This window comes from Algicella marina, from assembly GCF_009931615.1.
Lineage (GTDB): Bacteria > Pseudomonadota > Alphaproteobacteria > Rhodobacterales > Rhodobacteraceae > Algicella > Algicella marina.
On the sequence record NZ_CP046620.1, the window covers coordinates 107,885 to 131,576 of the forward strand.

The window sequence follows — 23,692 nt, forward strand, 5'->3', positions numbered from 1 at the left end:
CGTTTAACTTGTTTGCCGTCCGGCAGCGCTCTAGTTTGAGGGCAAATCTATAAAGATGGTTATGGTCCTGCGGCAAGGGCCGACCCGGAGGAACTTTCGATGCAATACCGCGCACCGGTCCGAGAAATGCAATTCTACCTCGAACATGTGCTGGGTGCCGGACGGCTGGCCGAAACGGATCGCTTTGCCGAGGCAACCGGCGAGATGACCGAGGCTATCCTGACAGAGGCGGCAAGGCTGGCAGAGGGAGTGCTGGCGCCCCTGAACCGGGCGGGCGACGAGACGCCGGCACGGCTTGAAAATGGTGTCGTGCGTACCTCACCCGGATTCGCGGATGGCTATCGGGCAATTGCCGAGGGCGGCTGGGTTGGCATTTCCGCCGATCCGGAGCACGGGGGCATGGGGCTGCCGATGGTGATGACGACCTGTGTCAACGAGATGATGTCCGGGGCCTGTTTGTCTCTGTCGCTGAACCCGCTGATGTCGCAGGGGCAGATCGAGGCGCTGGAACATCATGCCAGCGAGGAGTTGCAGGCGCTTTATCTTCCAAAGCTGATTTCCGGAACGTGGTGCGGAACGATGAACCTGACCGAGTCCGGGGCGGGGTCCGATGTCGGAGCGCTGCGGACGAAGGCGGAGCCGAACGGTGACGGAACCTATGCGATCACCGGGCAGAAGATTTATATAACGTGGGGCGATCACGACATGGCGGAAAACATCTGCCACCTGGTTCTGGCGCGGCTGCCGGATGGCGGGCCGGGAACCAAGGGCATAAGCTTGTTCCTGGTGCCCAAATACCTGCCGACCGAGGATGGTGAGCCGGGCGTTGCCAACAGCCTGAAGGCCGTGTCGCTCGAACACAAGATGGGACTGCACGGATCGCCCACTGCCGTGATGGCCTATGAGGGCGCGACAGGCTGGCTGGTGGGGGAACCACAGGGCGGTATGGCTGCCATGTTCACGATGATGAACAACGCCCGGCTAGGGGTCGGGGTGCAGGGACTGGGGCAGGCAGAGGCGGCACTGCAGCAGGCCGTGGCCTATGCATTGGAACGCACGCAGGGACGCTCACCCGTCGAAGGCGGCAAAGGTACCATCGTCGACCATGCGGACGTGCGGCGGATGCTGTTGACGATGAAGGCGCTGACGGCGTCCGTCCGGGCGATCTGCCTGGATCTTGCGTTCAGCATCGACATGGCACGGGCCACAGGAGAAGCGGCATGGCAGGCACGGGCGGCGTTCCTGACGCCGATTGCGAAGGCATTCGGTACCGATGTCGGCTGTCAGGTGGCGGAAATGGGTATCCAGGTGCATGGCGGCATGGGATACATCGAGGAAACGGGGGCGGCGCAGTACTATCGCGATGCGCGGGTGACGACGATCTACGAAGGAACCAACGGAATACAGGCGATGGACCTTGTCGGCCGCAAGCTGATGGATGGTGGCGCGGCGGCGCGTTCCTTGCTGGACGAGATTGCCAAGACGGCCGCGGCGGTACCGGAAGGTTTCGGTGACGGCCTGAGCGCTGCCCACGCGGCGGCGATGGAAACACTGGATTGGATGCTGGCTACCGACAACCTCAACGACAGGTTTGCCGGGGCCGTTCCATTCCTGCGGGCGCTGGGACTGACGCTGGGGGCGCACTACCTGACGAAGGCTGCGCTGGCCAATGGCGAGGAAGAGCGCATGCAAATTGCGCGTTACGCGGTGCGGCGGCTTCTGTGCGAAGTGCCGGGTCTGTGTGCTGTGGCGCGGGAAGGGGCGGAGGACCTTTATGCCCTCGATGCGGAGGCATTGGCGGGGTGAGCATGGATGGAAGCGGTGGACCGATAACCTTTCCGTTCGAAATGCCGCCGGGCGAAGGCGAGGCTGTCGAAGTTGCCCCAGGTATTCTGTGGCTGCGTCTGCCGTTGCCGATGAAGCTCGACCATGTGAACATTTATGCTCTGGATGACGGTGACGGATGGACGGTGGTGGACACGGGTTTCCACTCCCGGCGGGGCGAGGCACTATGGGAGGGCATCCTGGCCGGTCCGCTGGCCGGCAAGCCGGTTTCACGCGTCGTGCTGACACATCATCATCCGGATCACGTGGGTATGGCGGGATGGCTGGCCGAGCGCGGTGCGGAGATCTGGGCGACGCGGACGGCATGGCTTATGGCGCGTATGCTGACCCTTGACGAGCAGGACCGGCCGACGGCGGAAACCCTGATGTTTTATCGTGCTGCGGGTATGAAGCCGGATATCTACAGTTACCGCGCCGAGACCCGGCCGTTCAATTTCGCCGATGTCGTCTATCCGATCCCGCTGGGTTTTCGCCGCATTCGCCAGGATGACGTTCTGGAGATGGGTGGCAGGCGGTGGCAGGTTCATATTGGCAATGGCCATGCGCCGGCGCATGCGACCTTCTGGTCGGATGACGGGTTGGTGTTGGCTGGGGATCAGATCATCCCGGGCATATCGTCCAATCTCGGCGTGTATCCTACGGAGCCGGAGGCCGATCCGGTGGCGGAATGGCTGGAAAGTTGCGAACGGTTGCTGCCGCTGGCCGAACCGGGACATCTGGTTCTACCCGGGCACAAGTTGCCCTTCCACGGACTGAGCGCCCGGTTGACGCAGTTGATAGATAATCACCACGGCGCACTGGCCCGGCTGGAAGCGTTCCTGGATGAACCCAAGACGGCTGGCGACTGTTTTCCACCGTTGTTCAAACGCGAGATCGGCGGGGGAGAATACGGGCTGGCGCTGGTGGAGGCCTATGCTCATCTGAACCATCTGCATCAATCCGGACGGGTTAAACGGTGGAGGCGAGAAGACGAGGCCTGGCTGTGGCAGGCAGTTTAGCCTTTAGTTTGGCTTGCGGTTACAACTCATTAACTTTATTCAGCAATGCAACTAGTGGTCGGAACATGTCATAACTGGATGTTTCGAGCAGACGCAGCTAGATTGAGCAAGCGACGTCAGTTTCCGGAGGAGGCGCATATGGCCGAACACGAGCATGGCAAGATGGACATCACCGAACATGAGCGGATGTTCGAAGGTTTCATCAAGTTCTGGATTTGGCTGTTCGGTGCAAGCGCCGTAATCCTGATCTTTCTGGCGATCTTCAACTCCTGAACTGGATGCGGAAGAGCCTCTTCGCATTCGCGATTGTCTTGGCCTTGCCGGCGGTACCGAGTTCGGCGTTTGCCATAACAGATGGGCAGATCCGCAGTTTCGTGGAGAGGTCCGACGCTTTCCAGCGCATGCTGCCGCGATCGGCAGTGCTGGACCTTTCAGCCCCACAGAAACGACTGCGTGCGGCGTGTATTCTACAGACTATGGAGGAACGCCATGGTCAGAACGGACTTGGTGCCGTCCTTTCGCTTATGTCCGTGCTGTCACAGGGCGCGGAATTTGATGACCCAACGATAGTTTCCTTCAACGATGCCTATGGTTCTGACTATGATCGGATCGTGGCACAGTGTACGCGGATGGCACGCGGAAGCTGAGGAGGTAGTGCGTTGCGGTTGATCGGTGCGATTCTCATCCTTCTTGCCGTTGCCGGTTGTGCGCGGGAAGTGGATGCAAGTTACGAAGAGGTCGCCCGAGCCCGGTACGTAAGCGAGGAGCCGCCCTACATCGCCATTGTCAGCATGGTGGACCGCAGTGACGAACGGGCGGCGCATACGGCCATGATCATCAATGCTTCCGAACGGGTGATTTACGACCCGGCCGGTACTTTTCAGCACCGTGACCTGCAGGAGCGCGGTGACATACATTATGGCGCGACGGATCGGATGGTCGACTACTACGAGCGGTATCACGCCCGTTTCTCCCACTATGTCCACACCCAGAAGATTTATGTCACGGCGGAACTGGCTGAACGGGTGCTGAGACGTACGCAGGCCCAGGGACCGTCGCCGAAGATGTTCTGCACATTGCACACCGGGCAGATCCTGAAGGATCAGCCGGAGTTTGCGTTTCTGAAGGTCGGGTTCTTTCCGGAGAACCTGCGTAGACAGTTTGCAAGATATCCAGGCGTTGTAAATTCTTATGTCGTGGAAGAAGACGCCGGAAAAGTGGTTCCCGAAGCCTGATGGGCCAGTACCTCAAATTCATTCTGGTGCTGTTGGTGATCTACGGCATCGCCTTGGCTGGTTTCCTGTTTTTTCGGCACGACTTCATCTACTTTTTCGTGGAAGAACGCGTGCCGCCGGCCGACATGCCGCGGACCGAGGTGAAGTTCCTGCCCGAGGCTTTCGAGGAGCCGCGGCTGGAAGTCTGGGTTACCGAACCGCTGCCCGGCAAACCGGTGATCCTGTATTTCATGGGCAACGCGGGCGCGCTTTCAGTGCATGAACCGCGACTGCGGGAATTGGCCAACAGGGGGTTCGGCGTTGCGGCCATGGCATATCGCGGTGGTGGTGGTCAGCCGGGAGTGCCGACAGAGGCAGGGCTCTATCGTGATGCGGAGCGGCTTTATGACGGACTGGACGGGTTGTTCGGCAGGGAGATCGCCGCCAGCGACAGGGTTATCTACGGCTACGGTCTGGGATCCGGGCTGGCAATACGCTTGGCGAGTGAAGTGGACGAAATGGCGCTGGTGCTGGAAGCACCATTTGCGAGCATGTGCGAGTTGCTTCGACAGCGTGTCGTGATCTTGCCGACATGTTCGCTGATGTGGGACGAGCGCTACGATAACCTGCAATACATCGGCGACATCGATACAACGGTCCTGTTCCTGCACGGTGCGCAGGATTCCACAATTCCGCTGACCGCAGGGCGTGTGCTGTTCGATGCGGCGCGGCAGCCGAAGTTCAGCAAGATCTACCGCGAAGGTGGGCATATCGATCTCGGCCGATTCGGGGCCAGCAACGATATTGCCGAGTTTCTGGATACCCTGAGGGGAGAGCGTTAGGAAAGCTGACGCAAGCCGCGCGCATCCAGTACCGATGCGCTGTTATCCTCCAGTACCACGGCGGACAACAGGCCACCGAAAACGGCGCCGGTGTCGACAGCAATGCGATTGCCGTGGTGTTCGACCTCTTTCACCGGGGTGTGCCCATGGACGACAATAAAGCCGTGATCGGTTTTATCATCGAGGAAAGGCGCGCGAATCCATATGAGATCGGTCTCTTCCTGCTCCGGCAGCGGGACGTTGGGGCGGATGCCGGCGTGGACAAAGAGGTAGCTGCCGACACGGATCATCCGTTCTGCCGTGCGCAGGAAGGTGACGTGCTGGCGGGGAACGGCTGCGGTGAAGGCGGGATGCGCCGCCAGGGGGTCTTCGTCCGAACAGTCGGCAATGCCATATGAAGCGAGCGTCTTGTCGCCCCCCATGCGTGGATTGAGCCAGTGGAGTGTCGGCGTGGATTTGGTCAGCGGTTCCGACAGATAGGTGAGGAAGCAGTGATCGTGATTTCCGTAGATGAAGCGGGTTTCGAGCGCCGTGTCGTCACGCCAGGCAATCAGTTGTTCGACAACGCCACGGCTGTCGCGGCCACGATCCGTGTAATCCCCGAGGAAGACAACGAGGGGCGCATCGTGCGGGCGGGCAGAGAGATCAGCCTGAATATTGGCCCACAGGCTGCCAAGTTCATCGATACTGCCGTGGATGTCGCCGATTGCGTAGATTCGTCGATTGTTGGTGCCGACTGCCAAATTGTTCCCTCACACATGACAAAGCCCCGAGCGATGCGCGGGGCTTGGCCTGAATTTCCGTTATTTCGCGAGCCTCTCAGAGAAGTCCTTCGCGCTGCGCTTTCTTGCGCGCCAGTTTGCGGGCGCGGCGAACAGCCTCGGCCTTTTCACGGGCCTTTTTGACGGAAGGTTTTTCGAAATGCTGCCGGAGCTTCATCTCCCGGAACACACCTTCACGCTGAAGTTTCTTCTTCAGAGCGCGGAGCGCCTGATCGACGTTGTTATCGCGAACCTGTACCTGCACGGATAGTCACCACCTTTCCTGTGTGAGTGTTTCGAAAAATCGCAGGAGGGCGCTATATAGCAACGACACGCGGGGCTGTCCACTCCCTGCTTGTGAAGAAAATGAGGTATTCATGGCGGAAAAGACGATGTCGGAGGCGGAGCATATCGCCGAAGTGCGGGCCAAGGTGTTGGAGGCGGCGCTGCCGCTGGTGGTTTTCGACGGTTGGTCAGACCACACTTTGGCGGAAGCGGTCCGGGACAGTGGCGCCGAACCGGGTATTTCCCGTCTGGCCTTTCCGCGTGGTGGCGTGGACCTCGCATTGGCCTTCCATGCCCGCGGCGATGCCGAAATGTCGGAGAGGCTGGCACAGGAGGATCTGAGCCACCTCAGATACTCTGAACGTGTGGCGCGTGCCATCGAGATGCGGCTTGAACAGGTCGCGCAACACAAGGAAGCCGTCCGGCGCGGCGCGGCGCTATTCGCGCTCCCGGTCTACGCGGCCGATGGCGGCCGGGCCGTCTGGCAGACGGCCGATACGATCTGGAAAGGCCTGGGCGATAGCAGTGACGACTACAACTGGTACACGAAACGGCTGACGCTCTCGGCCGTCTACTCATCCGTCGTTCTGTACTGGCTGGGCGACGAAAGCGAAGACGGACAGGCGACCCGCGACTTCATCCAACGCCGGATCGAGAACGTGATGCAATTCGAGAAATTCAAATCCTCGGTCCGGTCCTCACCTGTCGGTCGGATTTTGGAGGCCGGACCGGGCCGAATCCTCGACCATTTGCGCCCGCCGGGGGCGGTGCGAGAGGATTTGCCGGGCTGGTGGCCAAAACGCTCCTGAGTGGTAGCTTTCAGGACTTCTCAGCGTTAAGACATTGTTCATGACGATCCGGCAATAGGCGGAAAACAGAGGATTTTGACAATGACGGACGCTGTGACACCTTCCGCCCGGCTGCAGAAAATGGGCTTTGAGCTACCGCCCTATGAAGTACCGGAAAAGGAGGTTTTGACACCTTTCGTGGTGCATGGAGATCGCATTCTCGTATCTGCGATTGCCCCTTTCGCGGACCCTGAAGCGCCGATCCCCCGCCTGAACCAGGATGCCAACGTGGAAGCTGAGGGGTTCGACCCCGAGGACCTGAGCGAGAGCCATCCGATGAACCGGGCAATGCTGGGATCGCGGATGGCGACGTTGAGGGCGCTGTCGGTTGCGGCACATGCCGCTGGGGGAGACATCGACCGTATCGCCGCATGCGTGCGGGCCAGTCTCGCGGTGCGCACCGGGCCAAACTTCGAGCGACTGGGACTGGTTTACATGCCTGTGCAACGTATCATGCGTGGCTTGTTTGGTACGGGGCCTGCCTTTGCGGTAACGGGCGTCGCCGCGTTGCCTGCTGCGGCACCTATGCTCCTGGAAACGGAGTTCGTGCTGCGCCATGAGTGACGGGCCGCGCTACAACTTCATCACGGGATTGCCTCGCTCCGGCTCCACGCTCCTGTCTGCGATCTTGCGTCAGAACCCGAAAACGACCGCTGGAATGACAAGCCCGGTCGGCTCTATCACCAATGCCCTGCGGATCATGATGACGCAGAATACCGAGATAAAGGCGCTGGTGGATGATCCGGCGCGAGCCCGAATTCTGCGGGGGATATTCGATGGCTATTACAGTGAGCATCAGGACAAGGAAGTCATCTTCGACACGAACAGGGGCTGGTCCGGACGGATTCCGGAATTGCTGCACTTGTTTCCGGAAGCAAAACTGATTGCGACCGTGCGGGATCCGGCCTGGGTCTTCGACAGTGTCGAGACAATCATCCGCAAGAATCCGATCAGGCAATCGAGCATGGTGAAGCCGGGCATGAACATTGAGGCGCGGGCCGAGGCGATGATGGGCCATGACGGGTTCATCGGCGGTCCGCTCGGCCATCTGAAGGAAGCGGTTTTCGGGCAGGACAGCCACAGAGTCATGATCGTCGATTATCGGGCACTTTGTGTTGCGCCGGACAAGGCGCTGGATGCGATTTACAAGTTCATCGATCTGCCCGCACATGAGCATGATTTCGACAGGGTCGAGTACATGCAGGAGGAGTTCGATGCTGCGCTGAACACGCCGGGCCTGCACACCGTCCGCTCCAAGGTCGAATACCAGGAACGCCAGACCCTGCTGCCGCCGAATATCTTTGCGCGGCTGTCTTCAATGGCATTCTGGACGGGTGAAATGAATACGAAGGCGGCACGGGTGGTGATTGCCGAGAAGGCCGCGATCCCCTTGCAGCCCGCCGATACTGCTGCCACGGTGCCGCAGAACGGCTGAGGCGGAGGGCAGATGGCGCTGGGTGGAAAGATCGCGACCTGGTACGAGGGGCGCTGGCACGAGGGCAACGTGCCGATCATGGGGGCCGCCGATCACGGTACATGGCAAGGAACGCTGGTCTTCGACGGAGCCCGTTTCTTCGATGGCGTGGCGCCGGATCTGGACCTGCACTCGGCGCGTCTGGTCCGCTCTGCCGCGGCCATGGGGCTTTCGGCACCGGTTGGTGCCGACAGGATCGAAGCACTCATTCGCGAGGGCATTTCACGTTTCGCCCCGGACGCGGCGCTGTATCTTCGGCCGATGATGTGGTCCCGCGAGGGCAGCGCCGCGATCATCGACCCATTGCCGGAGAGTACGGGATTCGCGATCTGCCTTGAGGAACTGCCGATGGCGCAGCCGGGGGAAATGGCGCTGACCGTCTCACCGTTCAGGAGGCCACGGCAGGACACAGCGCTGACCGAGGCGAAAGCAGCCTGCCTTTACCCAAACAACGGGCGGATTGTGGCTGAGGCGCGCAAGCGCGGTTTCAACAACGCGCTGAGTCTCGATCTGGACGGGCATGTTGCCGAGACCGCCTCCACCAATGTTTTTCTGGTGCGGGGTGGTGAGGTTTCGACGCCGGTTCCGAACGGCACGTTCCTTGCCGGCATAACGCGGGCGCGGGTTATGGACCTGCTGCGTAAAGACGGTATCACCGTTCAGGAAGCGCAACTGACCGTTGCGGATTTTGCTGAGGCTGAAGAGATTTTTCTGACCGGTAATGCCTCCAAGGTCATGCCGGTCACCCGATTCGAGGAGGCGCGCCTGCAATACGGGCCGGTGGCGCGTAAGGCGCGTGAGCTATACTGGGCCTATGCCCATGGGGAGGTGTGAGATGACGTTACCGGACACAATGCGTGTGATCGAAATATCGGAGGCGGGTGGGCCGGAAGTGCTGAAGCCGGCGACGCGGGCCGTACCCCGGCCAAGTGCCGGCGAAGTGCTGATCAAACTGGAAGCTGCCGGAGTGAACCGCCCGGACGCCTTGCAGAGGGCGGGTGCCTATGATCCGCCTCCTGGCGCGTCGGACTTGCCGGGCCTGGAAGGTGCCGGGCATGTGGCGGCTGTGGGAGAAGGTGTCAGCGGTGTCGCAGAGGGCGATGCAGTCTGCGGCCTTTTTCCGGGTGGCGGATACGCGGAGTATGTCGTTTGCCCGGCGGCGCACGTGCTGCCGATCCCCAAGGGCCTGAGCATGGTCGAGGGGGCAGCGCTTTGCGAAACGTTCTTCACGGTGTGGTCGACGGTATTCGAGCGCGGTGGCCTGAAAGCCGGAGAGCGGTTTCTTGTTCACGGTGGTTCCAGTGGTATCGGTACGACGGCGATTCAACTCGCCGCTGCGCGGGGTGCGCGGGTGTTTGCGACCGCAGGGTCGGAGGAGAAATGTGCGGCCTGTCTCGAACTCGGGGCCGAGATGGCAGTGAACTACCGCGAAGCCGATTACGTTTCAGTTTTAAAGGATGCCGTCAAAGGCGTAGATCTGTCGCTGAACATGGTCGGCGGCGACTACATTCCACGTGATGTCCGCTTGCTGGCACCCGATGGACGGCTGGTGATGATCGCCTTCCTGCAGGGGCCGAAGGTGGAACTGAACTTCGCTCAGGTGATGGTAAAACGACTGACGGTGACAGGCGCTACCTTGCGGCCGCAATCGGACGTGGCCAAGGGCCACATGGCGGAGGCGCTGAGGCGTGAAGTGTGGCCATTGCTCGATGACGGCCGGATCAAGCCGGTTATGGACCAGACCTTCCCGCTTGAAGATGCGGCTGCGGCACACGCACGAATGGAAGCATCTGCCCATATCGGCAAGATTGTTCTGACACTCTGATCTCATCGAAGCGCAGTCGTCCAATTGCGCGCTTCAACGGCACAGCCTTGCTGTGGTCGGGGCGTGCCGGATGTATCGCTGAACGGATGGTCAGCGGATCGGGTCCATTTCTATCGCCTTGGAGGAGCAATCCTGCTGGACATCGCGGCCGCAGATGCGCGGCGAAAGGTCTTTTTCGAGGCAAATGCGTACTTCGGCGAGAAGGCCTGACTTGCAGGTGACCGTGACACCAGCGCCGAGCAAGGTGTCATTTTCTTCGAGGAAGGCTTCTTCGATGACCTTCGGCGGCAGCGAGAAGGTGCGTGGCAGCTTACGAAAGACTTCCGGGCGTTTGATGCTTTCATAGGCTGCCCGGGAGAGATCGAAATAGTCGCTGGCGGAAAGACCGGTGCAACGCCCGTGTTTTTCCCATTGATGCCAGGCGAGCCCCCCTGAGCCCATGATGTCCGTCATTTCCGCGGTCTGGGTACGGGAAGGGTCCTTTTCGGTTGTTCTGCAATAGCTGGGGTAGCCGTCATCGTACTGCGGCCAGAGACCGTGAAGGGTAAACCCATGGTCGTGGCGGGCATCGCACTGGTCCGAGTTTCGGGCGTCACCTTCGAGCGCACACCAACTGGGGCTCCAGCTCAGTGCCATGACGTAGTAGTCGAAGTCTCCTGCCCGTTCGCCTTCGGCGATAGCCGCAAAAGGCCAAACGAGGAGTAGTGCCAGGTATCGCCACATAGGATTGCCTCTTTTCACAGCGCGGGTTTGCGCTTATATACGCCTGAGATTTTCCCACGAAAACCGCATATCCCGGCCAAGGCCCGCGTTTTCGGCCCGGGACGAAGTGTGTTCGAAAGAAAGGAAATGCCATGGCTCTGCCTTTGATGCAAAAAGCGACCGCCGTCTGGCTGGTGGATAATACGACGCTGACTTTCACGCAGATTGCCGAATTCTGCGGCCTGCATGAACTGGAAGTGAACGGAATTGCCGATGGCGAGGTGGGTGTCGGCATCAAGGGGTTCGATCCGATTGCCAATCGCCAGCTTACGCAGGATGAAATCACGCGGTGCGAGCAGGATCCGAAGGCACGGCTGAAGCTGTGGGAAAACCCGGCGGCTGAGGGCGAGACCAAGCGCAAGGGGCCACGGTATACGCCGCTCTCCAAGCGCCAGGACCGTCCGGCGGCGATTGCGTGGCTGGTGAAGTTTCATCCGGAACTGTCCGATGGCCAGATTTCCAAGCTGGTAGGCACTACAAAGCCGACGATACAGTCGATCCGTGAGCGGACGCACTGGAACATCAACAACATCCAGCCAGTCGATCCGGTGGCTCTGGGGCTTTGCAAGCAGATGGAGCTCGATACGGCCGTGGCCAAAGCGGCTGCCAAGGCCGCAAAGACCGGCGAGCTGCTGGATGATGATGCACGCCGGAAACTGGTTTCGACCGAGCAATCCCTCGCCATGGAGGATTCGCAACGTCTGCCCTCCAATGTTTCCGGGCTGGAGGATCTTTCCGTCCTCGGAGGCGATGACCCGCGTGGCGCAGACCCGCGTGATGAGGACGAACGGATTGATGCTGACAGCTTCTTCAATCTTTCCAAGTCCGATGAGGAAGAAGACGAACAACCCTGATGGCGGGGCAATAGCCCCTGCGATGCAGCCGACGTGGCTGCAGCAGGGTCAATGGGCTGGCTGGTCCATGGGGTCCAGCATCGTGCGTCCGCCGTCTACGGCGACAATCTGGCCGGTAACGAAGCTGGCTGCGTCGGATGCCAGGAAGACCGCGACTTCGGCGGCTTCCTCGGCCTCGCCGATCCGACCGAGCGGAGTGACAGCCGTAAGGTTTTCCTGCAAACCGTCCCTGTCTTTCAGTGCGGTTCGCAGTGTAGCGCTCATGACGGAACCCAGCGCAATGGCGTTTACGCGGATGCCTTTCGCAGCGAAGGCTACAGCCATCGACCTTGTTAGCTGATCGAGCGAGGCACTGACGGCTGAGTAGGCCATCAGTTCGGGCAAGGTTCGGCGGGACGCGATCGATGTCACGTTGACGATTGCGCCCAAGGAGCGCTGCGGCTCGTCGCCCGCAAGATGTATCATCTTTCTGGCGACGCTCTGACTTATTCGGAGCGTGGTGTAGACGTTGAGGTCCATCAACGTCTCGAATGTCTTGTCGTCAGGATCCATTGGATCCGAAGCCTGCACGTCGCGGCTCGCATTGACGAGGATGTCGATGCCGTCGTGGGCGTCCACCGTTGCCGAGATAAGATTGGCGACCGTCAGTTTCTGGCGAAGGTCCCCGCAGAAATAGCTGACTTCTGCACCCTTCTTTTGAAGGTTCTCGCACTCATTGGCGAGACGTTCTTCGTCTGCGCCGGTGAGCATTACGCGGGCACCGGCACTTGCGAACTTCGCGGCGATCGCAAGGCCAACGCCCTGGCCCGCGCCAGTGACGATAACCGATTTGCCGTCAAGGGAGTAAGCCATTGCGGATCCTGTTCAGGTTCGGGTTCTGGGGGCTGTCGCAGTAATGACCTTGTACCGGGCGTTGTTTGCCGTCTCGCTCCAACTGCGAAAGGACACATCCAGCGCGGCTTCATAGGGCAGGTGACGGTTGGCGACCATCAGGAAAACACCCTTCGGAGAGAGAATTCGTGCCGCGGCCTCAATGAAGGCGATGCCGAGGGAGGGTTCCGCTTTGCGGGTGGTATGGAAGGGCGGGTTGGAAATCACGAGGTCATACGGCTGCGCCTGCGCTTTCAGCGACGTTACGTCGGACCAATGAAAACTGGCGCGTGGGTCCTGCAAATTCTCGCGGGCGGCATCGAGCGCCTTTCTGTCCGCTTCATAGAGATGCAGAGTGGTGATGCCGGGCGCAGAATTCAGGAGGAGAAGAGACAGGGCGCCCCAGCCGGCACCGAGGTCGGCGGCGCGGCCGGTGCATTTCTGCGGCAAGTTCTCGGCAAGAAACGCTGTGCCTGGGTCGATGCCTTCGTGACTGAACATGCCTGGCGCGGTGATCAACCCGTCGCTGTTCACCTGTGGTGACGCCAGATTTTCCCAGTCTTCCAGGACGTCGGGCAGGTATTCAGGACGAACCAGCCAAAAGACTTTTCCGTGAGACTTCGAGAGGACACCTGCAACTTCGAAATGCGTGCGCATCTGCTTGAGAACGCTGTCAATGCCATCCGTCTTCTGGCCATCGACCAACAGGATGCCACCAGGTGCCAGCCGGCGCATCGCCATCGCGATTTCGGCGTGGTTGGCAACGCGGTTGCGCCCGAGGAAGACGAGCGCCAAGTTTGCCGGCTGTTGCGGCGGTTCTGTAGTGTGACCGGCGAGGGTGATGGATTCGTAGCTGGATTTGTCATCCGAGAGAGCGTGGATCACCACATCTGCGAATGGCCCTTTGTCGAAGCCATCGACGGGATTCACTGCAAGCACGACCGCATCACTCTCAAGAGTGATCAGACCTTCCTCGAACGGCAGGTGAAAACGTGGAGTTTGGATGAGTTTACTCTTTTTCCATGGTGCACTGAAGCGGGTGCTGGTTGCGGCGGGCGTAATCCATCACCTGAGTGACTTTCGTCTCGGCGATTTCGAAAGAAAACACGCCTACGACGGCAACTCCCTTCTTGTGCACCGTCAGCATGATATCCACCGCTTGCTGATGCGTGATGCCGAAGAAACGCTCCAACACGTGCACGACGAATTCCATCGGCGTGTAGTCGTCATTGAGCAGCAATACCTTGTAGAGCGGCGGCTTGGCCGTTTTGGGCCGCGTCTTGGTGACGGTGCCGACGTCGCCCTCCCCATCCTTTTCAGGCGGATCGGCCATCATTCTGGTGCTGAAAGCAGTCACAACCTCGTTCCCTTGCAGAAGTGCGATCCTGAAGACCTTATATATCCGCATGGGCCAACGAGAAAAGGGGGCAGATGCCCCCTTTTCAAAATTGACGATGTTCTAGCGCTCAGGCGGAGAACGTCTTCATGGATTCAGATGCCTTGGAAAAACGGGTCGTCAGCGGTGCTGCGATGTCTTTCGCGGCAGATGCATAGATCTCGTTCATCTTGGTTGCCTGCTGCACCATCATCTCGAAAGCGGACTGAGCGAAAGCTGTCTGCTTTTCCATAAGCTCGGTCACGTTCTTCGCGGATGCCATGTCCTGTGCGGCGGCAACGCCGTCCTCAAAGGATTTCTTGGAGTATGCAGTGATCTCGGAGCCGATGCCTTCTGCAGCTTTGGCGGCGATCTCGGAGGATTTCACCATTGCGTCGACATTTTCCTGGCCGAATGCACTGATATCTTCGAAGCCTTTGGTCATTTTCTCAATTCCTTCTTTCATCGATTTCTGCGCGTCAGCGGCAAATTCTTCGACTTTTGCGGTGGCGGCTTTGGTCGTCTTCGTCGTCATTTCATTTCCCCACTAATCTTGTGTGTTTGCGAGAGGCGGTTCTATTCTGTGATCCACAACTTAGGGATTATGCTGCGCTGCGTCAAGACAATTTGCTGCGGTGCATCAAAAAATTATCGGGGCACCATGAGGCTGTGAAGAAACAGTCGTGATCCTTTGAAAATAAAGCCTTTTGTGAAAATCGATTTGATGCTATGGGTGAGGAATAATAAAGGGATCGGCAGAAGATCGGCCCAGAGGCAGAGACATACAATCGGCGGAGCAACCGATGAATTTTCAGGCAATGCGCGGGCTGCTGCTCGTGCTCATGATCACGATGTATGGGGCCGGAGCCCATGCGGCCCAATATGCAGCACTAGTGATGGATGCGCGAACGGGCAAAGTGCTGCATTCCGAGAATGCCGATACCCGACTTCACCCCGCTTCTCTGACCAAGATGATGACACTCTACCTCGTGTTTACGGAGATTCGCGCCGGACGCATGACGGCGGAAACCAAGGTAACGATTTCCCGTCACGCAGCATCGCAGCCCCCATCGAAGCTCGGGTTGAAAACCGGGCAGGAAATCGAACTCAAGTACCTGATCCGCGCTGCGGCCGTGAAATCCGCCAACGATGCGGCCAGTGCGCTGGCTGAGGCTGTTTCCGGCAGCGAGGAAGCATTTGCGCGTCGGATGACATCGACGGCGCAGGCAATGGGAATGAGCAGCACGACCTTCAAGAACCCGCACGGGCTGACATCGAGCGGACACCTTTCTACGGCGCGGGACATGGCGCTGCTGGGTCGACGGCTCTTCTACGATTTTCCCGAATATTACAACCTGTTCAGCCGTCGTTCCACCAACGCCAAGGTCAAGACCGTATACAACACCAACAGGCGACTACTGGATGCCTATTCCGGCGCAGATGGGATCAAGACCGGGTATACACGCGCCGCGGGATTCAATCTCGTTTCGTCGGCCAAGCGCGGGCAGGAGCGGGTGATCGTTTCCGTATTCGGCGGGACATCCACTGCGGCTCGCAATGCCAAGGTGGCCGAACTGATGGACCTCGGGTTCCGCAAGATGCCGAGCTATGCACAAACGAACAAGCCCGGCCGCTTGCGCCTGAACGCACCGAGCAAGGCATTGGTTGCCAGCAACACCAACGCTCAGCCGAGCATTGCCCGTCGGGCCGGAGCACTGCGCACGAGCGGCAGACCGAAGGCGCGACCACTGGCTCGTCCGAGTACGGAGGATGCGGTTCTATTGGCGACGGCAGTGGATCAGGCTCTGCAGGCGGTGGGTACCAAAGCTGCGACCGATCCGGTGCTGCCGGTAGAGGACATAGTGGCGGAACGGAGCCCGGCGGCTTTCGCAATCGTTCTTCCACGGCCGCGGCCATCCGACTTGCCTGTGCCGAAAACAATCACCGTCGTGAAGGAACCCGAGGCGCCGAAAGTGGCGCGCGCGGTGCAGGAAAGCGGCAAATTCATCGTCGAGCTTGGCGGCCAGCACACTAGGGGTGACGCTGAGCGCCTGCTGCTAACCACGGCCTTGCAGGAAATGGAAGCGCTGGAAGGGTCGCAGCGACATCTGGCGCCAGCCGGCTCAAAGGGCTGGTACAAGGCGCAGTTCGTCGGCCTGTCTGCGCAAGCGGCTGAGACGGCATGCGCGCGGCTGGCGGCGCGGCAGACCGCATGCGAGGTCGTTCAGGGCGGGTGATCCGCCCTAGAAGTTCAGGGTCACATCGGGAAGCCTGAGTGCGCGCATCAGTTCCCGCAGTTCCTGACGGGCCGCAATCTGGGACATGGTCAGTGGGCCTTGGCCCGCGGCCTTCAAGTCCAAAAGTGTGAGGCCCTGCAGGTAGAGTTCCCGAAAGACGACCCTTTCCGAGAAACCGGGAATGAGGCGGAACCCTATGCGCTTGGACAGATCGTCCAGCGCGGAGCCGACACGGCGCTTGTTGCGGGCATTCAATGTTGACATGCGATTGCGCAGAACGACCCAATCCACGGGGATGAGGCCGGCGGTGGCCCGCAAGCTGCGGGCGGACCAGACCATTTCTGCATAGATGCTTGGGCCGAGCACCTTGCCAGATTCGGCGTCCACCTTCGCCAGCAGGCCGAGATCGACCATGCTGTCGTTCAAGGGTGTGATCAGCGTGTCGGCAGCGGAGTGAGCCATTTGGGCATAGCGGGTGTGGGCGCCCGGGCAGTCGATGACAATGAAGCGACAGCTCTTGTCGAGCCTGTCGAGGGCATCGGCAAACCGCGACTCTTCTTCGGCCTGGGCATCGGAGAGGCTGTCTGCGGAACTGATGGCAAGCTCCGCCTTCACCGGCAAAGGGAGAGAGACGTCCTTTCGCGACACGAAGGCATCTCGGTTGCGGGCGTGGTTCATCAGGCTTTCCTGACGGAGGTCGAGGTCGATTATGCCGACCGGGTAGCCTGAATGGAGGAGCGCAGTGGTGACGTGCATGGCGGTGGTGGATTTTCCAGTCCCGCCCTTCTCGTTGCCGAGAACAATGATATGCGCCATTCCCAGATATGTCCCGTCAGTCAGTCAGCAAAAAGGCGCGCTCCGGGCCGGTGCGCGCCTTGATGTTCGTATCGCCTGTGTGGCGGAATTAGAAGCCGAGGCCTTCGTATTTCTTCTTGAAGCGGGAGACGCGTCCGCCGGTATCCATGAGGCGGGTATTACCACCTGTCCACGCGGGGTGGGACGTCGGATCGATGTCGAGCGTCAGCGTTCCGCCCGGTTCGCCATAGGTGGAACGGGTCTGGATGACGGTACCATCAGTCAACTTCACGTCGATCATGTGGTAAGCGGGGTGTATATCTTTTTTCATCTTGTGGTCCTCTGGGTCTGCGGACTGATCAGACTGCGGCCGCCTCTTGCGCCGGTAACCTGTCGCCTCGCTCTGATGAGATGCGGGCTGGTAACACCCGATCGAACGGCTCGCAAGAGTTTTGTGCCGCTATTCGTCTTCGGAATCGCCCGCTCCGCTGCTGTGGCGTTGCCTTTCGGGGACATAGACGGAACGCGCGGCTGAACCGGACTGCCGCTGCTGACGCAGGCTGCGCACCGAAGCCTGATGTTCCTGGAAATCTTCGGGAGACGAGATCGGAGCCTGCTCGAGTTTGATTTCACGGCGCCGGTTCTCCGTCGCCTGTTCATAGGCGAGAGCCATGGCGGCGAACGGGATGCAGTACATGTAGTAGCTGGCCGCGCAAATGGCGACGAGTGCGGCAATGAAAAACGTCAGATTGCCCGCGCTTTCCGACAGCATTCCCAGCCACATGGGATAAGCGGCCATCATTGCCGCCGAGGGCAGAGTGACTCCCACAAAGTAGAGAGCAAGGATCGAAAGGAAGCTGTTGCCAAGGCCGAAGACGAGATCATGGTTGGGGCCGCGTTGGACAGCGTTTGCCCCAACGCCGGCCATCGGCACGCCGAATATCGCCACGCAGATACCGCTCAGCAGTGTCGCCAATACGTAGAAGATCAATCCGGGAGCGATCATGGCGTTGGCGCCGAAAACATCGGAAAAAGGGTCACCGAGCAGGCCGAGCGTGGCAAGAAACCCTACGGCTGAGTCGGAGCCGAAAATGTCGGCGACCTGTTCATTCCAGCCCGGCACCATGGCGGGGAGCAACAGATACTGGAAAACGGTTGTTAGAAGGGCGTAGAGCAGGATCAGGACCAGCAGCTGTGCGAGGAAGTGAACGAACAGAAGTTTGATCGTGCCCATCATCAGGCCGTTTGCTGTGGGTGGGGACGTAACCTTTCTTGCCATCAGCCCGGCACGAATGCCGTTGAGGTAGAGGAACGTCGTGCCGAAGACGCCGAACGCAAATGACACCATGACGACGACGTAGTAGTTTTGCGTCGCAAAAATCATTGCAAGAAAGATCGCCAGCACCAGTGCCGCGACCGGCAGCAGGCGCAGCGCTATCCAGATCGCCAGCACGAGGCCGCGACCAATGAATGCGAACAAGCTCATGGAAATCGGTTTACCGAACTTCGTGGCAAAATGAAGACGTATTTTGCGGAACGGCCGCGATATGTTAGGATTGCGGTCCCAGCGCGGCGGTAGGGCGGTGATTCCCGGAATGCGTTGTGTCGGAAAGGTAATCGGACGCCGAAAACCCTTGCGAACAAGTTATTTTTTCGGGTTTGCCGAATTCACCGTTTGGGCGGTTGACACCTGAACATCTTGGGCCTAGGTTCCGCCCGCTCACGGAAGGGTAATCCTTCTGTAAAACTTAAGCCTGAACTGGCGCGCATGACCCGGAGAATTCTCTCGGTCCTCTGGAATTTCGCCGCGACGGGCCCGGACAACCGGGCAGCCTGTCGTGGCACTATTGGCGTTTTGCACATGGGGTGCGGAAGGCTGTGACGAATTGAAACGGTTAGACGGGGTTTGATCCGAATGCCAACGATCCAACAGCTGATCCGCAAGCCGCGGCAGCCCAAAGTAAAGCGCTCGAAGTCGCTCCACCTGGAGGGGTGTCCCCAAAAGCGCGGCGTCTGCACGCGTGTATATACAACGACACCGAAGAAGCCGAACTCGGCTATGCGTAAGGTTGCCAAGGTGCGCCTGACAAATGGCTACGAGGTCATCAGCTATATTCCCGGTGAGAGCCACAACCTTCAGGAGCACTCTGTTGTCCTGATCCGTGGCGGCCGCGTGAAAGATCTTCCGGGCGTGCGCTACCACATCCTTCGCGGTGTTCTGGATACCCAGGGCGTCAAAGACCGTAAGCAGCGCCGCTCGAAATACGGCGCGAAGCGTCCGAAGTAAGGAGAACACAAGATGTCCCGACGTCACCGCGCCGAGAAACGCGAAGTTCTGCCGGACGCCAAGTATGGCGACCGCGTTCTGACAAAGTTCATGAACAACCTGATGTTCGACGGCAAGAAATCCGCCGCCGAAAGCATCGTCTACGGGGCGATGGACCGCGTTGAATCCAAGCTAAAAAAGGCACCCGTGGAAGTGTTCCACGAAGCGCTGGACAACATCAAACCCTCTGTCGAGGTCCGTTCGCGCCGTGTTGGCGGTGCGACCTACCAGGTGCCCGTCGAGGTCCGTCCCGAGCGCCGCGAGGCTCTCGCGATCCGCTGGCTGATCAAGGCGTCCCGTGCCCGCAACGAAAACACGATGGAAGAGCGTCTGGCAGGCGAACTGATGGATGCAGTGAACTCCCGTGGTTCCGCCGTGAAAAAGCGCGAAGACACGCACAAGATGGCCGACGCCAACAAGGCGTTCAGCCACTACCGCTGGTAAGAAATTCGGATCTGAGGATTAGATCATGGCACGCGATTATCCGCTGGAGCGCTACCGCAACTTCGGCATCATGGCCCACATCGATGCAGGCAAGACCACCTGTTCCGAGCGTATCCTGTTCTACACAGGCAAGTCGCATAACATCGGCGAAGTGCACGATGGCGCCGCGACGATGGACTGGATGGAGCAGGAGCAGGAGCGTGGCATCACGATCACGTCCGCTGCAACGACGACGTTCTGGGAACGGACGGAAAACGGCGTAGAACCGGATTCCAAAAAACACCGTATGAACATCATCGACACACCGGGCCACGTGGATTTCACCATCGAGGTCGAGCGTTCGCTTGCCGTTCTCGATGGCGCGATTGCCGTGCTCGACGCCAACGCCGGTGTCGAACCTCAGACTGAAACCGTCTGGCGCCAGGCTGACCGCTACAAGGTTCCGCGTATCGTGTTCGTCAACAAGATGGACAAGATCGGCGCCGATTTCTTCAATTGCGTCAAGATGATCGCCGATCGTACGGGCGCTCGTCCGTGCCCGATCCAATTGCCGATCGGTGCCGAGAACGAACTCGAAGGTATCATCGACCTGGTGACCATGCAGGAATGGGTCTGGGCCGGCGAAGATCTCGGTGCTTCCTGGGAGCAGCGTGAGATTCGTGCCGAACTGGCCGACAAGGCTGCCGAAATGCGTAACGAGATGATCGAAATGGCCGTCGAGATGGATGACGATGCCATGGAGGCCTACCTCGAAGGCAACGAGCCAGACGTCGACACGCTGCGCAAGCTGATCCGCAAGGGTACACTTTCGATGACGTTCGTGCCCGTGCTGGCTGGTTCCGCATTCAAGAACAAGGGTGTTCAGCCGCTGCTCAACGCGGTTGTGGACTATCTGCCAAGCCCGCTCGACGTTGTCGACTACATGGGCTTCAAGCCGGGCGACGAGACGGAAACGCGTAATATCCCGCGCCGCGCGGATGACGACATGCCGTTCTCAGGCCTTGCATTCAAGATCATGAACGACCCTTACATGGGCACGCTGACCTTCACCCGGATTTATTCGGGCAAGGTGGCCAAGGGCGACAGCATGCTCAACTCCACTAAAGGCAAGAAAGAGCGTATCGGCCGCATGGTCATGATGCACTCCAACAAGCAGGACGAGATCACTGAAGCGTTTGCGGGCGACATCATTGCCTTGGCAGGGCTGAAGGATACCACGACTGGTGACACGCTGTGTGCCGTCAACGATCCGGTGGTTCTGGAAACGATGACCTTCCCGGACCCGGTAATCGAAATTGCCGTCGAGCCGAAGACCAAAGCCGACCAGGAGAAGATGAGCCAGGGTCTGGCGCGGCTTGCTGCCGAGGATCCGTCTTTCCGCGTCGAAACCGATCTCGAATCCGGTCAGACGATCATGAAGGGTATGGGCGAACTTCATCTCGACATCCTCGTCGACCGCCTGAAGCGTGAGTTCAAGGTCGAAGCGAACATCGGTGCGCCGCAGGTTGCGTTCCGTGAAACGATCAGCCATGCGCATACGCAGACTTACACCCACAAGAAACAGTCCGGTGGTTCGGGTCAGTTCGCTGAAGTTCAGCTCGAGATCACTCCGACAGAGCCGGGTGAAGGTTACTCCTTCGAAAGCAAAATCGTCGGGGGGGCCGTTCCGAAGGAATATATTCCGGGCGTTGAAAAGGGTATTCAGTCCGTGATGGACAGCGGTCCGCTGGCCGGTTTCCCTGTGATCGACTTCAAGGTCGCTTTGATTGACGGCAAGTTCCACGATGTGGATTCCAGCGTTCTGGCGTTCGAGATCGCTGCACGCATGGCAATGCGCGAAGGTCTGAAAAAGGCTGGCGCGAAGATGCTCGAGCCAATCATGAAGGTCGAGGTCGTCACGCCGGAAGAGTACACTGGCGGCATCATCGGTGACCTGACATCCCGTCGGGGCATGGTTCAGGGGCAGGACACGCGCGGCAATGCGATCGCGATCAATGCCAATGTGCCGTTGATGAATATGTTCGGCTACATCAACACGCTGCGGTCCATGTCTTCGGGCCGTGCAAACTTCACAATGCAGTTCTCCCACTACGAGGCGTTGCCTCAGAACATCTCCGAAGAGATCCAGGCGAAATTCAGCTGAGGATACTCCGAAGATGTTGAGGACTGTATCAGTACTGGTTGCCTGCGCCTTTGTATTGGGTGCTTGTGCGGGCGCCGCGCCGACAAAGGCCGTGCTGCCTGCGGAGACCATCGCGCAGATATCGATCGTGGATACCACGGTCGATGTCTCGACGATCGGGCCGCAGACGGCAGGCCGGACCGTTTCCGCCGCCGATGTGAAGGCGGCGCTGGAGCGGGAGGCCGGCGTGCTCCGTTTCGAGGGAGGCGCGGCAGCAACGCGGGCGCAGGTGGAAATCACCTCCGTCAACGTGCTGACGGCTGGTCAGGCACTGTTGGTTGGCGGTGAAAGCGTGATGCGCGGCACCGTGACGCTGGTGGATGTTGCCACTGGCAGGACATTGGTCACGCCCCAGGAAATCTCCTCTGGCGGCGGTGGCTACGTACTTGGAGGGATCATCGGTGCGGCATCGCTCGAAGATCCGAAGATAGAAGTGGCCCAGATGGCCAAGGAATTCATGCGCCGGGCCCGCCTTGCGCTTGTCGGAAACAACTGAACACGAAATCCCTAAGGAGGGCTGGACGATGGCAAAGGCAAAATTTGAGCGTACGAAGCCGCACGTGAACATTGGCACGATTGGTCACGTTGACCATGGCAAGACGACGCTGACGGCTGCGATCACGAAGCAGTTCGGCGACTTCAAGGCGTATGACGAGATCGACGGCGCGCCGGAAGAGAAGGCGCGCGGGATCACGATCTCCACGGCGCACGTCGAGTACGAGACGGATTCGCGTCACTACGCGCATGTCGACTGCCCGGGCCACGCCGACTACGTGAAGAACATGATCACGGGTGCTGCGCAGATGGACGGCGCGATCCTGGTCGTGAACGCGGCCGACGGCCCGATGCCGCAGACGCGCGAGCACATCCTGCTGGGCCGCCAGGTCGGTATCCCGCACATGGTCGTGTTCATGAACAAGGTCGATCAGGTTGATGACGAGGAGCTTCTGGAACTCGTCGAGATGGAGATCCGCGAACTGCTGTCCTCCTACGACTACCCGGGCGACGATATCCCGATCATCGCCGGTTCCGCACTGGCGGCTCTGGAAGGCCGTGATGACGCGATCGGTTCGGAGAAGATCGCCGAGCTGATGGCGGCTGTTGACGAGTACATCCCGACGCCTGCGCGTCCGGTGGACCAGCCGTTCCTGATGCCGATCGAGGACGTGTTCTCGATCTCGGGCCGCGGCACGGTTGTGACGGGCCGCATCGAGCGCGGTGTGCTGAACGTGGGCGAGGAAATCGAGATCGTCGGTATCCGCGACACCAAGAAGACGACCTGCACGGGCGTCGAGATGTTCCGCAAGCTCTTGGATCGCGGCGAGGCGGGCGACAACGTCGGCGCGCTGCTGCGCGGCATCGAGCGTGATGGCGTGGAGCGCGGCCAGGTGCTGTGCAAGCCGGGTTCGGTGAAGCCGCACACGAAGTTCGAGGCCGAAGCCTACATCCTGACGAAGGAAGAGGGTGGGCGTCACACGCCGTTCTTCGCGAACTACCGTCCGCAGTTCTACTTCCGGACGACGGACGTGACGGGCACGGTGAACCTGCCGGAAGGCACGGAAATGGTGATGCCGGGCGACAACCTGAAGTTCGACGTTGAACTGATCGCCCCGATCGCGATGGAAGAGAAACTGCGCTTCGCCATCCGCGAAGGCGGCCGCACCGTCGGCGCAGGCGTCGTCTCCAAAATCCACGAGTAATTGAAACCTGAGGGCAGGGGAAACCCTGCCCCTGCTAACCGCCAAAGAGGCACGA

27 protein-coding genes are annotated in these 23,692 nt (G+C 59.7%); 17 read left to right on the forward strand and 10 right to left on the reverse strand.

What is annotated here, in order from left to right:
* Window positions 1–99 precede the first annotated feature (99 nt).
* The 5 genes from GO499_RS00550 (at window position 100) to GO499_RS00570 (ending at window position 4,899) form a co-directional block, all read left to right on the forward strand.
* The gene (locus tag GO499_RS00550) at window positions 100–1,806 is read left to right on the forward strand and encodes an acyl-CoA dehydrogenase (protein ID WP_161860347.1); all 1,707 of its coding nucleotides are present in this window, start codon (window positions 100–102) and stop codon (window positions 1,804–1,806) included.
* A gap of 2 nt (window positions 1,807–1,808) precedes the next feature.
* Entirely contained in the window at window positions 1,809–2,843 is a 1,035-nt protein-coding gene (locus GO499_RS00555) for an MBL fold metallo-hydrolase (RefSeq protein WP_161863786.1), read from the forward strand.
* A 138-nt stretch (window positions 2,844–2,981) separates the two neighbouring features.
* Window positions 2,982–3,116, forward strand: coding sequence for an aa3-type cytochrome c oxidase subunit IV (locus GO499_RS00560; protein WP_161860348.1), 135 nt, complete (start codon window positions 2,982–2,984; stop codon window positions 3,114–3,116).
* A 386-nt stretch (window positions 3,117–3,502) separates the two neighbouring features.
* Entirely contained in the window at window positions 3,503–4,078 is a 576-nt protein-coding gene (locus tag GO499_RS00565) for a hypothetical protein (protein WP_161860349.1), read from the forward strand.
* The gene (locus GO499_RS00570) at window positions 4,078–4,899 is read left to right on the forward strand and encodes an alpha/beta hydrolase (RefSeq protein ID WP_161860350.1); all 822 of its coding nucleotides are present in this window, start codon (window positions 4,078–4,080) and stop codon (window positions 4,897–4,899) included. Before GO499_RS00565 ends, GO499_RS00570 begins: the two co-directional genes overlap by 1 nt.
* Here the strand turns inward: GO499_RS00570 and GO499_RS00575 are convergent.
* Both GO499_RS00575 and rpsU read right to left on the reverse strand, forming a co-directional pair.
* Window positions 4,896–5,642 carry a metallophosphoesterase family protein gene (locus GO499_RS00575; protein WP_284154837.1) on the reverse strand — a complete coding sequence of 249 codons (747 nt, stop codon included), beginning with the start codon at window positions 5,640–5,642 and terminating at the stop codon, window positions 4,896–4,898. The two genes, GO499_RS00570 and GO499_RS00575, sit on opposite strands and share 4 nt — an antisense overlap.
* Window positions 5,643–5,718: 76 nt before the next feature.
* Window positions 5,719–5,925 (reverse strand): 30S ribosomal protein S21, encoded by a 207-nt coding sequence (rpsU, locus tag GO499_RS00580; RefSeq protein WP_161860351.1) that lies wholly within the window; start codon window positions 5,923–5,925, stop codon window positions 5,719–5,721.
* A 112-nt stretch (window positions 5,926–6,037) separates the two neighbouring features.
* On the opposite strand from rpsU, the gene GO499_RS00585 reads away from it, so the two are divergent.
* The 5 genes from GO499_RS00585 to GO499_RS00605 all read left to right on the forward strand — a co-directional run bounded on the left by GO499_RS00585 (window position 6,038) and on the right by GO499_RS00605 (window position 10,092).
* Entirely contained in the window at window positions 6,038–6,754 is a 717-nt protein-coding gene (locus GO499_RS00585; protein ID WP_161860352.1) for a COQ9 family protein, read from the forward strand.
* Window positions 6,755–6,835: 81 nt separating this feature from the next.
* Entirely contained in the window at window positions 6,836–7,357 is a 522-nt protein-coding gene (locus GO499_RS00590) for a RidA family protein (RefSeq protein WP_161860353.1), read from the forward strand.
* Window positions 7,350–8,228: a sulfotransferase family protein gene (locus tag GO499_RS00595; RefSeq protein ID WP_161860354.1), complete on the forward strand. Its 879-nt coding sequence runs from the start codon at window positions 7,350–7,352 to the stop codon at window positions 8,226–8,228. The genes GO499_RS00590 and GO499_RS00595 overlap by 8 nt, the downstream gene beginning before the upstream one ends.
* A gap of 12 nt (window positions 8,229–8,240) precedes the next feature.
* The gene (locus tag GO499_RS00600; RefSeq protein ID WP_161860355.1) at window positions 8,241–9,101 is read left to right on the forward strand and encodes a branched-chain amino acid aminotransferase; all 861 of its coding nucleotides are present in this window, start codon (window positions 8,241–8,243) and stop codon (window positions 9,099–9,101) included.
* Window position 9,102: 1 nt separating this feature from the next.
* Entirely contained in the window at window positions 9,103–10,092 is a 990-nt protein-coding gene (locus tag GO499_RS00605) for an NAD(P)H-quinone oxidoreductase (protein ID WP_161860356.1), read from the forward strand.
* A gap of 90 nt (window positions 10,093–10,182) precedes the next feature.
* On the opposite strand, the gene GO499_RS00610 is transcribed toward GO499_RS00605, so the two are convergent.
* The gene (locus GO499_RS00610; RefSeq protein WP_161860357.1) at window positions 10,183–10,815 is read right to left on the reverse strand and encodes a ribonuclease T2 family protein; all 633 of its coding nucleotides are present in this window, start codon (window positions 10,813–10,815) and stop codon (window positions 10,183–10,185) included.
* Window positions 10,816–10,946: 131 nt separating this feature from the next.
* Here GO499_RS00610 and GO499_RS00615 point away from each other — a divergent pair, with 131 nt between their 5' ends.
* Window positions 10,947–11,708: a DUF1013 domain-containing protein gene (locus GO499_RS00615; protein WP_161860358.1), complete on the forward strand. Its 762-nt coding sequence runs from the start codon at window positions 10,947–10,949 to the stop codon at window positions 11,706–11,708.
* A gap of 48 nt (window positions 11,709–11,756) precedes the next feature.
* Here the strand turns inward: GO499_RS00615 and GO499_RS00620 are convergent, their stop codons facing one another.
* From GO499_RS00620 to GO499_RS00635, 4 genes are all read right to left on the reverse strand, one after another.
* Entirely contained in the window at window positions 11,757–12,560 is an 804-nt protein-coding gene (locus GO499_RS00620; protein WP_161860359.1) for an SDR family NAD(P)-dependent oxidoreductase, read from the reverse strand.
* A 12-nt stretch (window positions 12,561–12,572) separates the two neighbouring features.
* On the reverse strand, window positions 12,573–13,517 hold the full coding sequence (locus tag GO499_RS00625; protein ID WP_161860360.1) for a class I SAM-dependent methyltransferase: 945 nt from the start codon (window positions 13,515–13,517) through the stop codon (window positions 12,573–12,575).
* 70 nt (window positions 13,518–13,587) lie between these two features.
* Entirely contained in the window at window positions 13,588–13,911 is a 324-nt protein-coding gene (gene clpS, locus GO499_RS00630; RefSeq protein ID WP_161863788.1) for an ATP-dependent Clp protease adapter ClpS, read from the reverse strand.
* Between the two features lie 133 nt (window positions 13,912–14,044).
* Window positions 14,045–14,488 carry a phasin family protein gene (locus GO499_RS00635; protein ID WP_161860361.1) on the reverse strand — a complete coding sequence of 148 codons (444 nt, stop codon included), beginning with the start codon at window positions 14,486–14,488 and terminating at the stop codon, window positions 14,045–14,047.
* 268 nt (window positions 14,489–14,756) lie between these two features.
* Between GO499_RS00635 and GO499_RS00640 the strand changes: the two genes are divergently transcribed.
* Complete coding sequence (locus GO499_RS00640) at window positions 14,757–16,190, forward strand: D-alanyl-D-alanine carboxypeptidase family protein (RefSeq protein ID WP_161860362.1); 1,434 nt, start codon at window positions 14,757–14,759, stop codon at window positions 16,188–16,190.
* Between the two features lie 6 nt (window positions 16,191–16,196).
* On the opposite strand, the gene GO499_RS00645 is transcribed toward GO499_RS00640, so the two are convergent.
* From GO499_RS00645 to GO499_RS00655, 3 genes are all read right to left on the reverse strand, one after another.
* Window positions 16,197–17,006, reverse strand: a complete 810-nt coding sequence (locus GO499_RS00645) for a division plane positioning ATPase MipZ (RefSeq protein ID WP_161860363.1) — start codon at window positions 17,004–17,006, stop codon at window positions 16,197–16,199.
* Between the two features lie 88 nt (window positions 17,007–17,094).
* Window positions 17,095–17,316 carry a 50S ribosomal protein L31 gene (rpmE, locus tag GO499_RS00650; protein WP_161860364.1) on the reverse strand — a complete coding sequence of 74 codons (222 nt, stop codon included), beginning with the start codon at window positions 17,314–17,316 and terminating at the stop codon, window positions 17,095–17,097.
* A 129-nt stretch (window positions 17,317–17,445) separates the two neighbouring features.
* Entirely contained in the window at window positions 17,446–18,471 is a 1,026-nt protein-coding gene (locus GO499_RS00655) for a hypothetical protein (protein WP_161860365.1), read from the reverse strand.
* Window positions 18,472–18,900: 429 nt separating this feature from the next.
* Here GO499_RS00655 and rpsL point away from each other — a divergent pair, with 429 nt between their 5' ends.
* The 5 genes from rpsL to tuf are packed head-to-tail and all read left to right on the forward strand — an operon-like array spanning window position 18,901 to window position 23,637.
* Window positions 18,901–19,272, forward strand: coding sequence for a 30S ribosomal protein S12 (gene rpsL / locus GO499_RS00660; protein ID WP_036175706.1), 372 nt, complete (start codon window positions 18,901–18,903; stop codon window positions 19,270–19,272).
* A 12-nt stretch (window positions 19,273–19,284) separates the two neighbouring features.
* On the forward strand, window positions 19,285–19,755 hold the full coding sequence (gene rpsG, locus GO499_RS00665) for a 30S ribosomal protein S7 (protein WP_161860366.1): 471 nt from the start codon (window positions 19,285–19,287) through the stop codon (window positions 19,753–19,755).
* A 25-nt stretch (window positions 19,756–19,780) separates the two neighbouring features.
* Window positions 19,781–21,898, forward strand: a complete 2,118-nt coding sequence (fusA, locus tag GO499_RS00670; protein ID WP_161860367.1) for an elongation factor G — start codon at window positions 19,781–19,783, stop codon at window positions 21,896–21,898.
* 13 nt (window positions 21,899–21,911) lie between these two features.
* Window positions 21,912–22,433: a hypothetical protein gene (locus GO499_RS00675; protein ID WP_161860368.1), complete on the forward strand. Its 522-nt coding sequence runs from the start codon at window positions 21,912–21,914 to the stop codon at window positions 22,431–22,433.
* A gap of 28 nt (window positions 22,434–22,461) precedes the next feature.
* Window positions 22,462–23,637 carry an elongation factor Tu gene (gene tuf / locus GO499_RS00680; RefSeq protein ID WP_161860369.1) on the forward strand — a complete coding sequence of 392 codons (1,176 nt, stop codon included), beginning with the start codon at window positions 22,462–22,464 and terminating at the stop codon, window positions 23,635–23,637.
* The last annotated feature ends 55 nt before the right edge of the window (window positions 23,638–23,692 follow it).

Excerpts from the sequence above, each read along its gene's own strand:
- GO499_RS00550 (WP_161860347.1), top strand. The coding sequence starts at position 100 with ATGCAATACCGCGCACCGGTCCGAGAAATGCAATTCTACCTCGAACAT.
- GO499_RS00555 (WP_161863786.1), top strand. The coding sequence starts at position 1,809 with ATGGATGGAAGCGGTGGACCGATAACCTTTCCGTTCGAAATGCCGCCG.
- GO499_RS00560 (WP_161860348.1), top strand. The coding sequence starts at position 2,982 with ATGGCCGAACACGAGCATGGCAAGATGGACATCACCGAACATGAGCGG.
- GO499_RS00570 (WP_161860350.1), top strand. The coding sequence starts at position 4,078 with ATGGGCCAGTACCTCAAATTCATTCTGGTGCTGTTGGTGATCTACGGC.
- GO499_RS00585 (WP_161860352.1), top strand. The coding sequence starts at position 6,038 with ATGGCGGAAAAGACGATGTCGGAGGCGGAGCATATCGCCGAAGTGCGG.
- GO499_RS00590 (WP_161860353.1), top strand. The coding sequence starts at position 6,836 with ATGACGGACGCTGTGACACCTTCCGCCCGGCTGCAGAAAATGGGCTTT.
- GO499_RS00595 (WP_161860354.1), top strand. The coding sequence starts at position 7,350 with ATGAGTGACGGGCCGCGCTACAACTTCATCACGGGATTGCCTCGCTCC.
- GO499_RS00600 (WP_161860355.1), top strand. The coding sequence starts at position 8,241 with ATGGCGCTGGGTGGAAAGATCGCGACCTGGTACGAGGGGCGCTGGCAC.
- GO499_RS00605 (WP_161860356.1), top strand. The coding sequence starts at position 9,103 with ATGACGTTACCGGACACAATGCGTGTGATCGAAATATCGGAGGCGGGT.
- GO499_RS00610 (WP_161860357.1), bottom strand. The coding sequence starts at position 10,815 with ATGTGGCGATACCTGGCACTACTCCTCGTTTGGCCTTTTGCGGCTATC.
- GO499_RS00615 (WP_161860358.1), top strand. The coding sequence starts at position 10,947 with ATGGCTCTGCCTTTGATGCAAAAAGCGACCGCCGTCTGGCTGGTGGAT.
- GO499_RS00620 (WP_161860359.1), bottom strand. The coding sequence starts at position 12,560 with ATGGCTTACTCCCTTGACGGCAAATCGGTTATCGTCACTGGCGCGGGC.
- clpS (WP_161863788.1), bottom strand. The coding sequence starts at position 13,911 with ATGGCCGATCCGCCTGAAAAGGATGGGGAGGGCGACGTCGGCACCGTC.
- GO499_RS00635 (WP_161860361.1), bottom strand. The coding sequence starts at position 14,488 with ATGACGACGAAGACGACCAAAGCCGCCACCGCAAAAGTCGAAGAATTT.
- GO499_RS00640 (WP_161860362.1), top strand. The coding sequence starts at position 14,757 with ATGAATTTTCAGGCAATGCGCGGGCTGCTGCTCGTGCTCATGATCACG.
- GO499_RS00645 (WP_161860363.1), bottom strand. The coding sequence starts at position 17,006 with ATGGCGCATATCATTGTTCTCGGCAACGAGAAGGGCGGGACTGGAAAA.
- rpmE (WP_161860364.1), bottom strand. The coding sequence starts at position 17,316 with ATGAAAAAAGATATACACCCCGCTTACCACATGATCGACGTGAAGTTG.
- GO499_RS00655 (WP_161860365.1), bottom strand. The coding sequence starts at position 18,471 with ATGAGCTTGTTCGCATTCATTGGTCGCGGCCTCGTGCTGGCGATCTGG.
- rpsL (WP_036175706.1), top strand. The coding sequence starts at position 18,901 with ATGCCAACGATCCAACAGCTGATCCGCAAGCCGCGGCAGCCCAAAGTA.
- rpsG (WP_161860366.1), top strand. The coding sequence starts at position 19,285 with ATGTCCCGACGTCACCGCGCCGAGAAACGCGAAGTTCTGCCGGACGCC.
- fusA (WP_161860367.1), top strand. The coding sequence starts at position 19,781 with ATGGCACGCGATTATCCGCTGGAGCGCTACCGCAACTTCGGCATCATG.
- GO499_RS00675 (WP_161860368.1), top strand. The coding sequence starts at position 21,912 with ATGTTGAGGACTGTATCAGTACTGGTTGCCTGCGCCTTTGTATTGGGT.
- tuf (WP_161860369.1), top strand. The coding sequence starts at position 22,462 with ATGGCAAAGGCAAAATTTGAGCGTACGAAGCCGCACGTGAACATTGGC.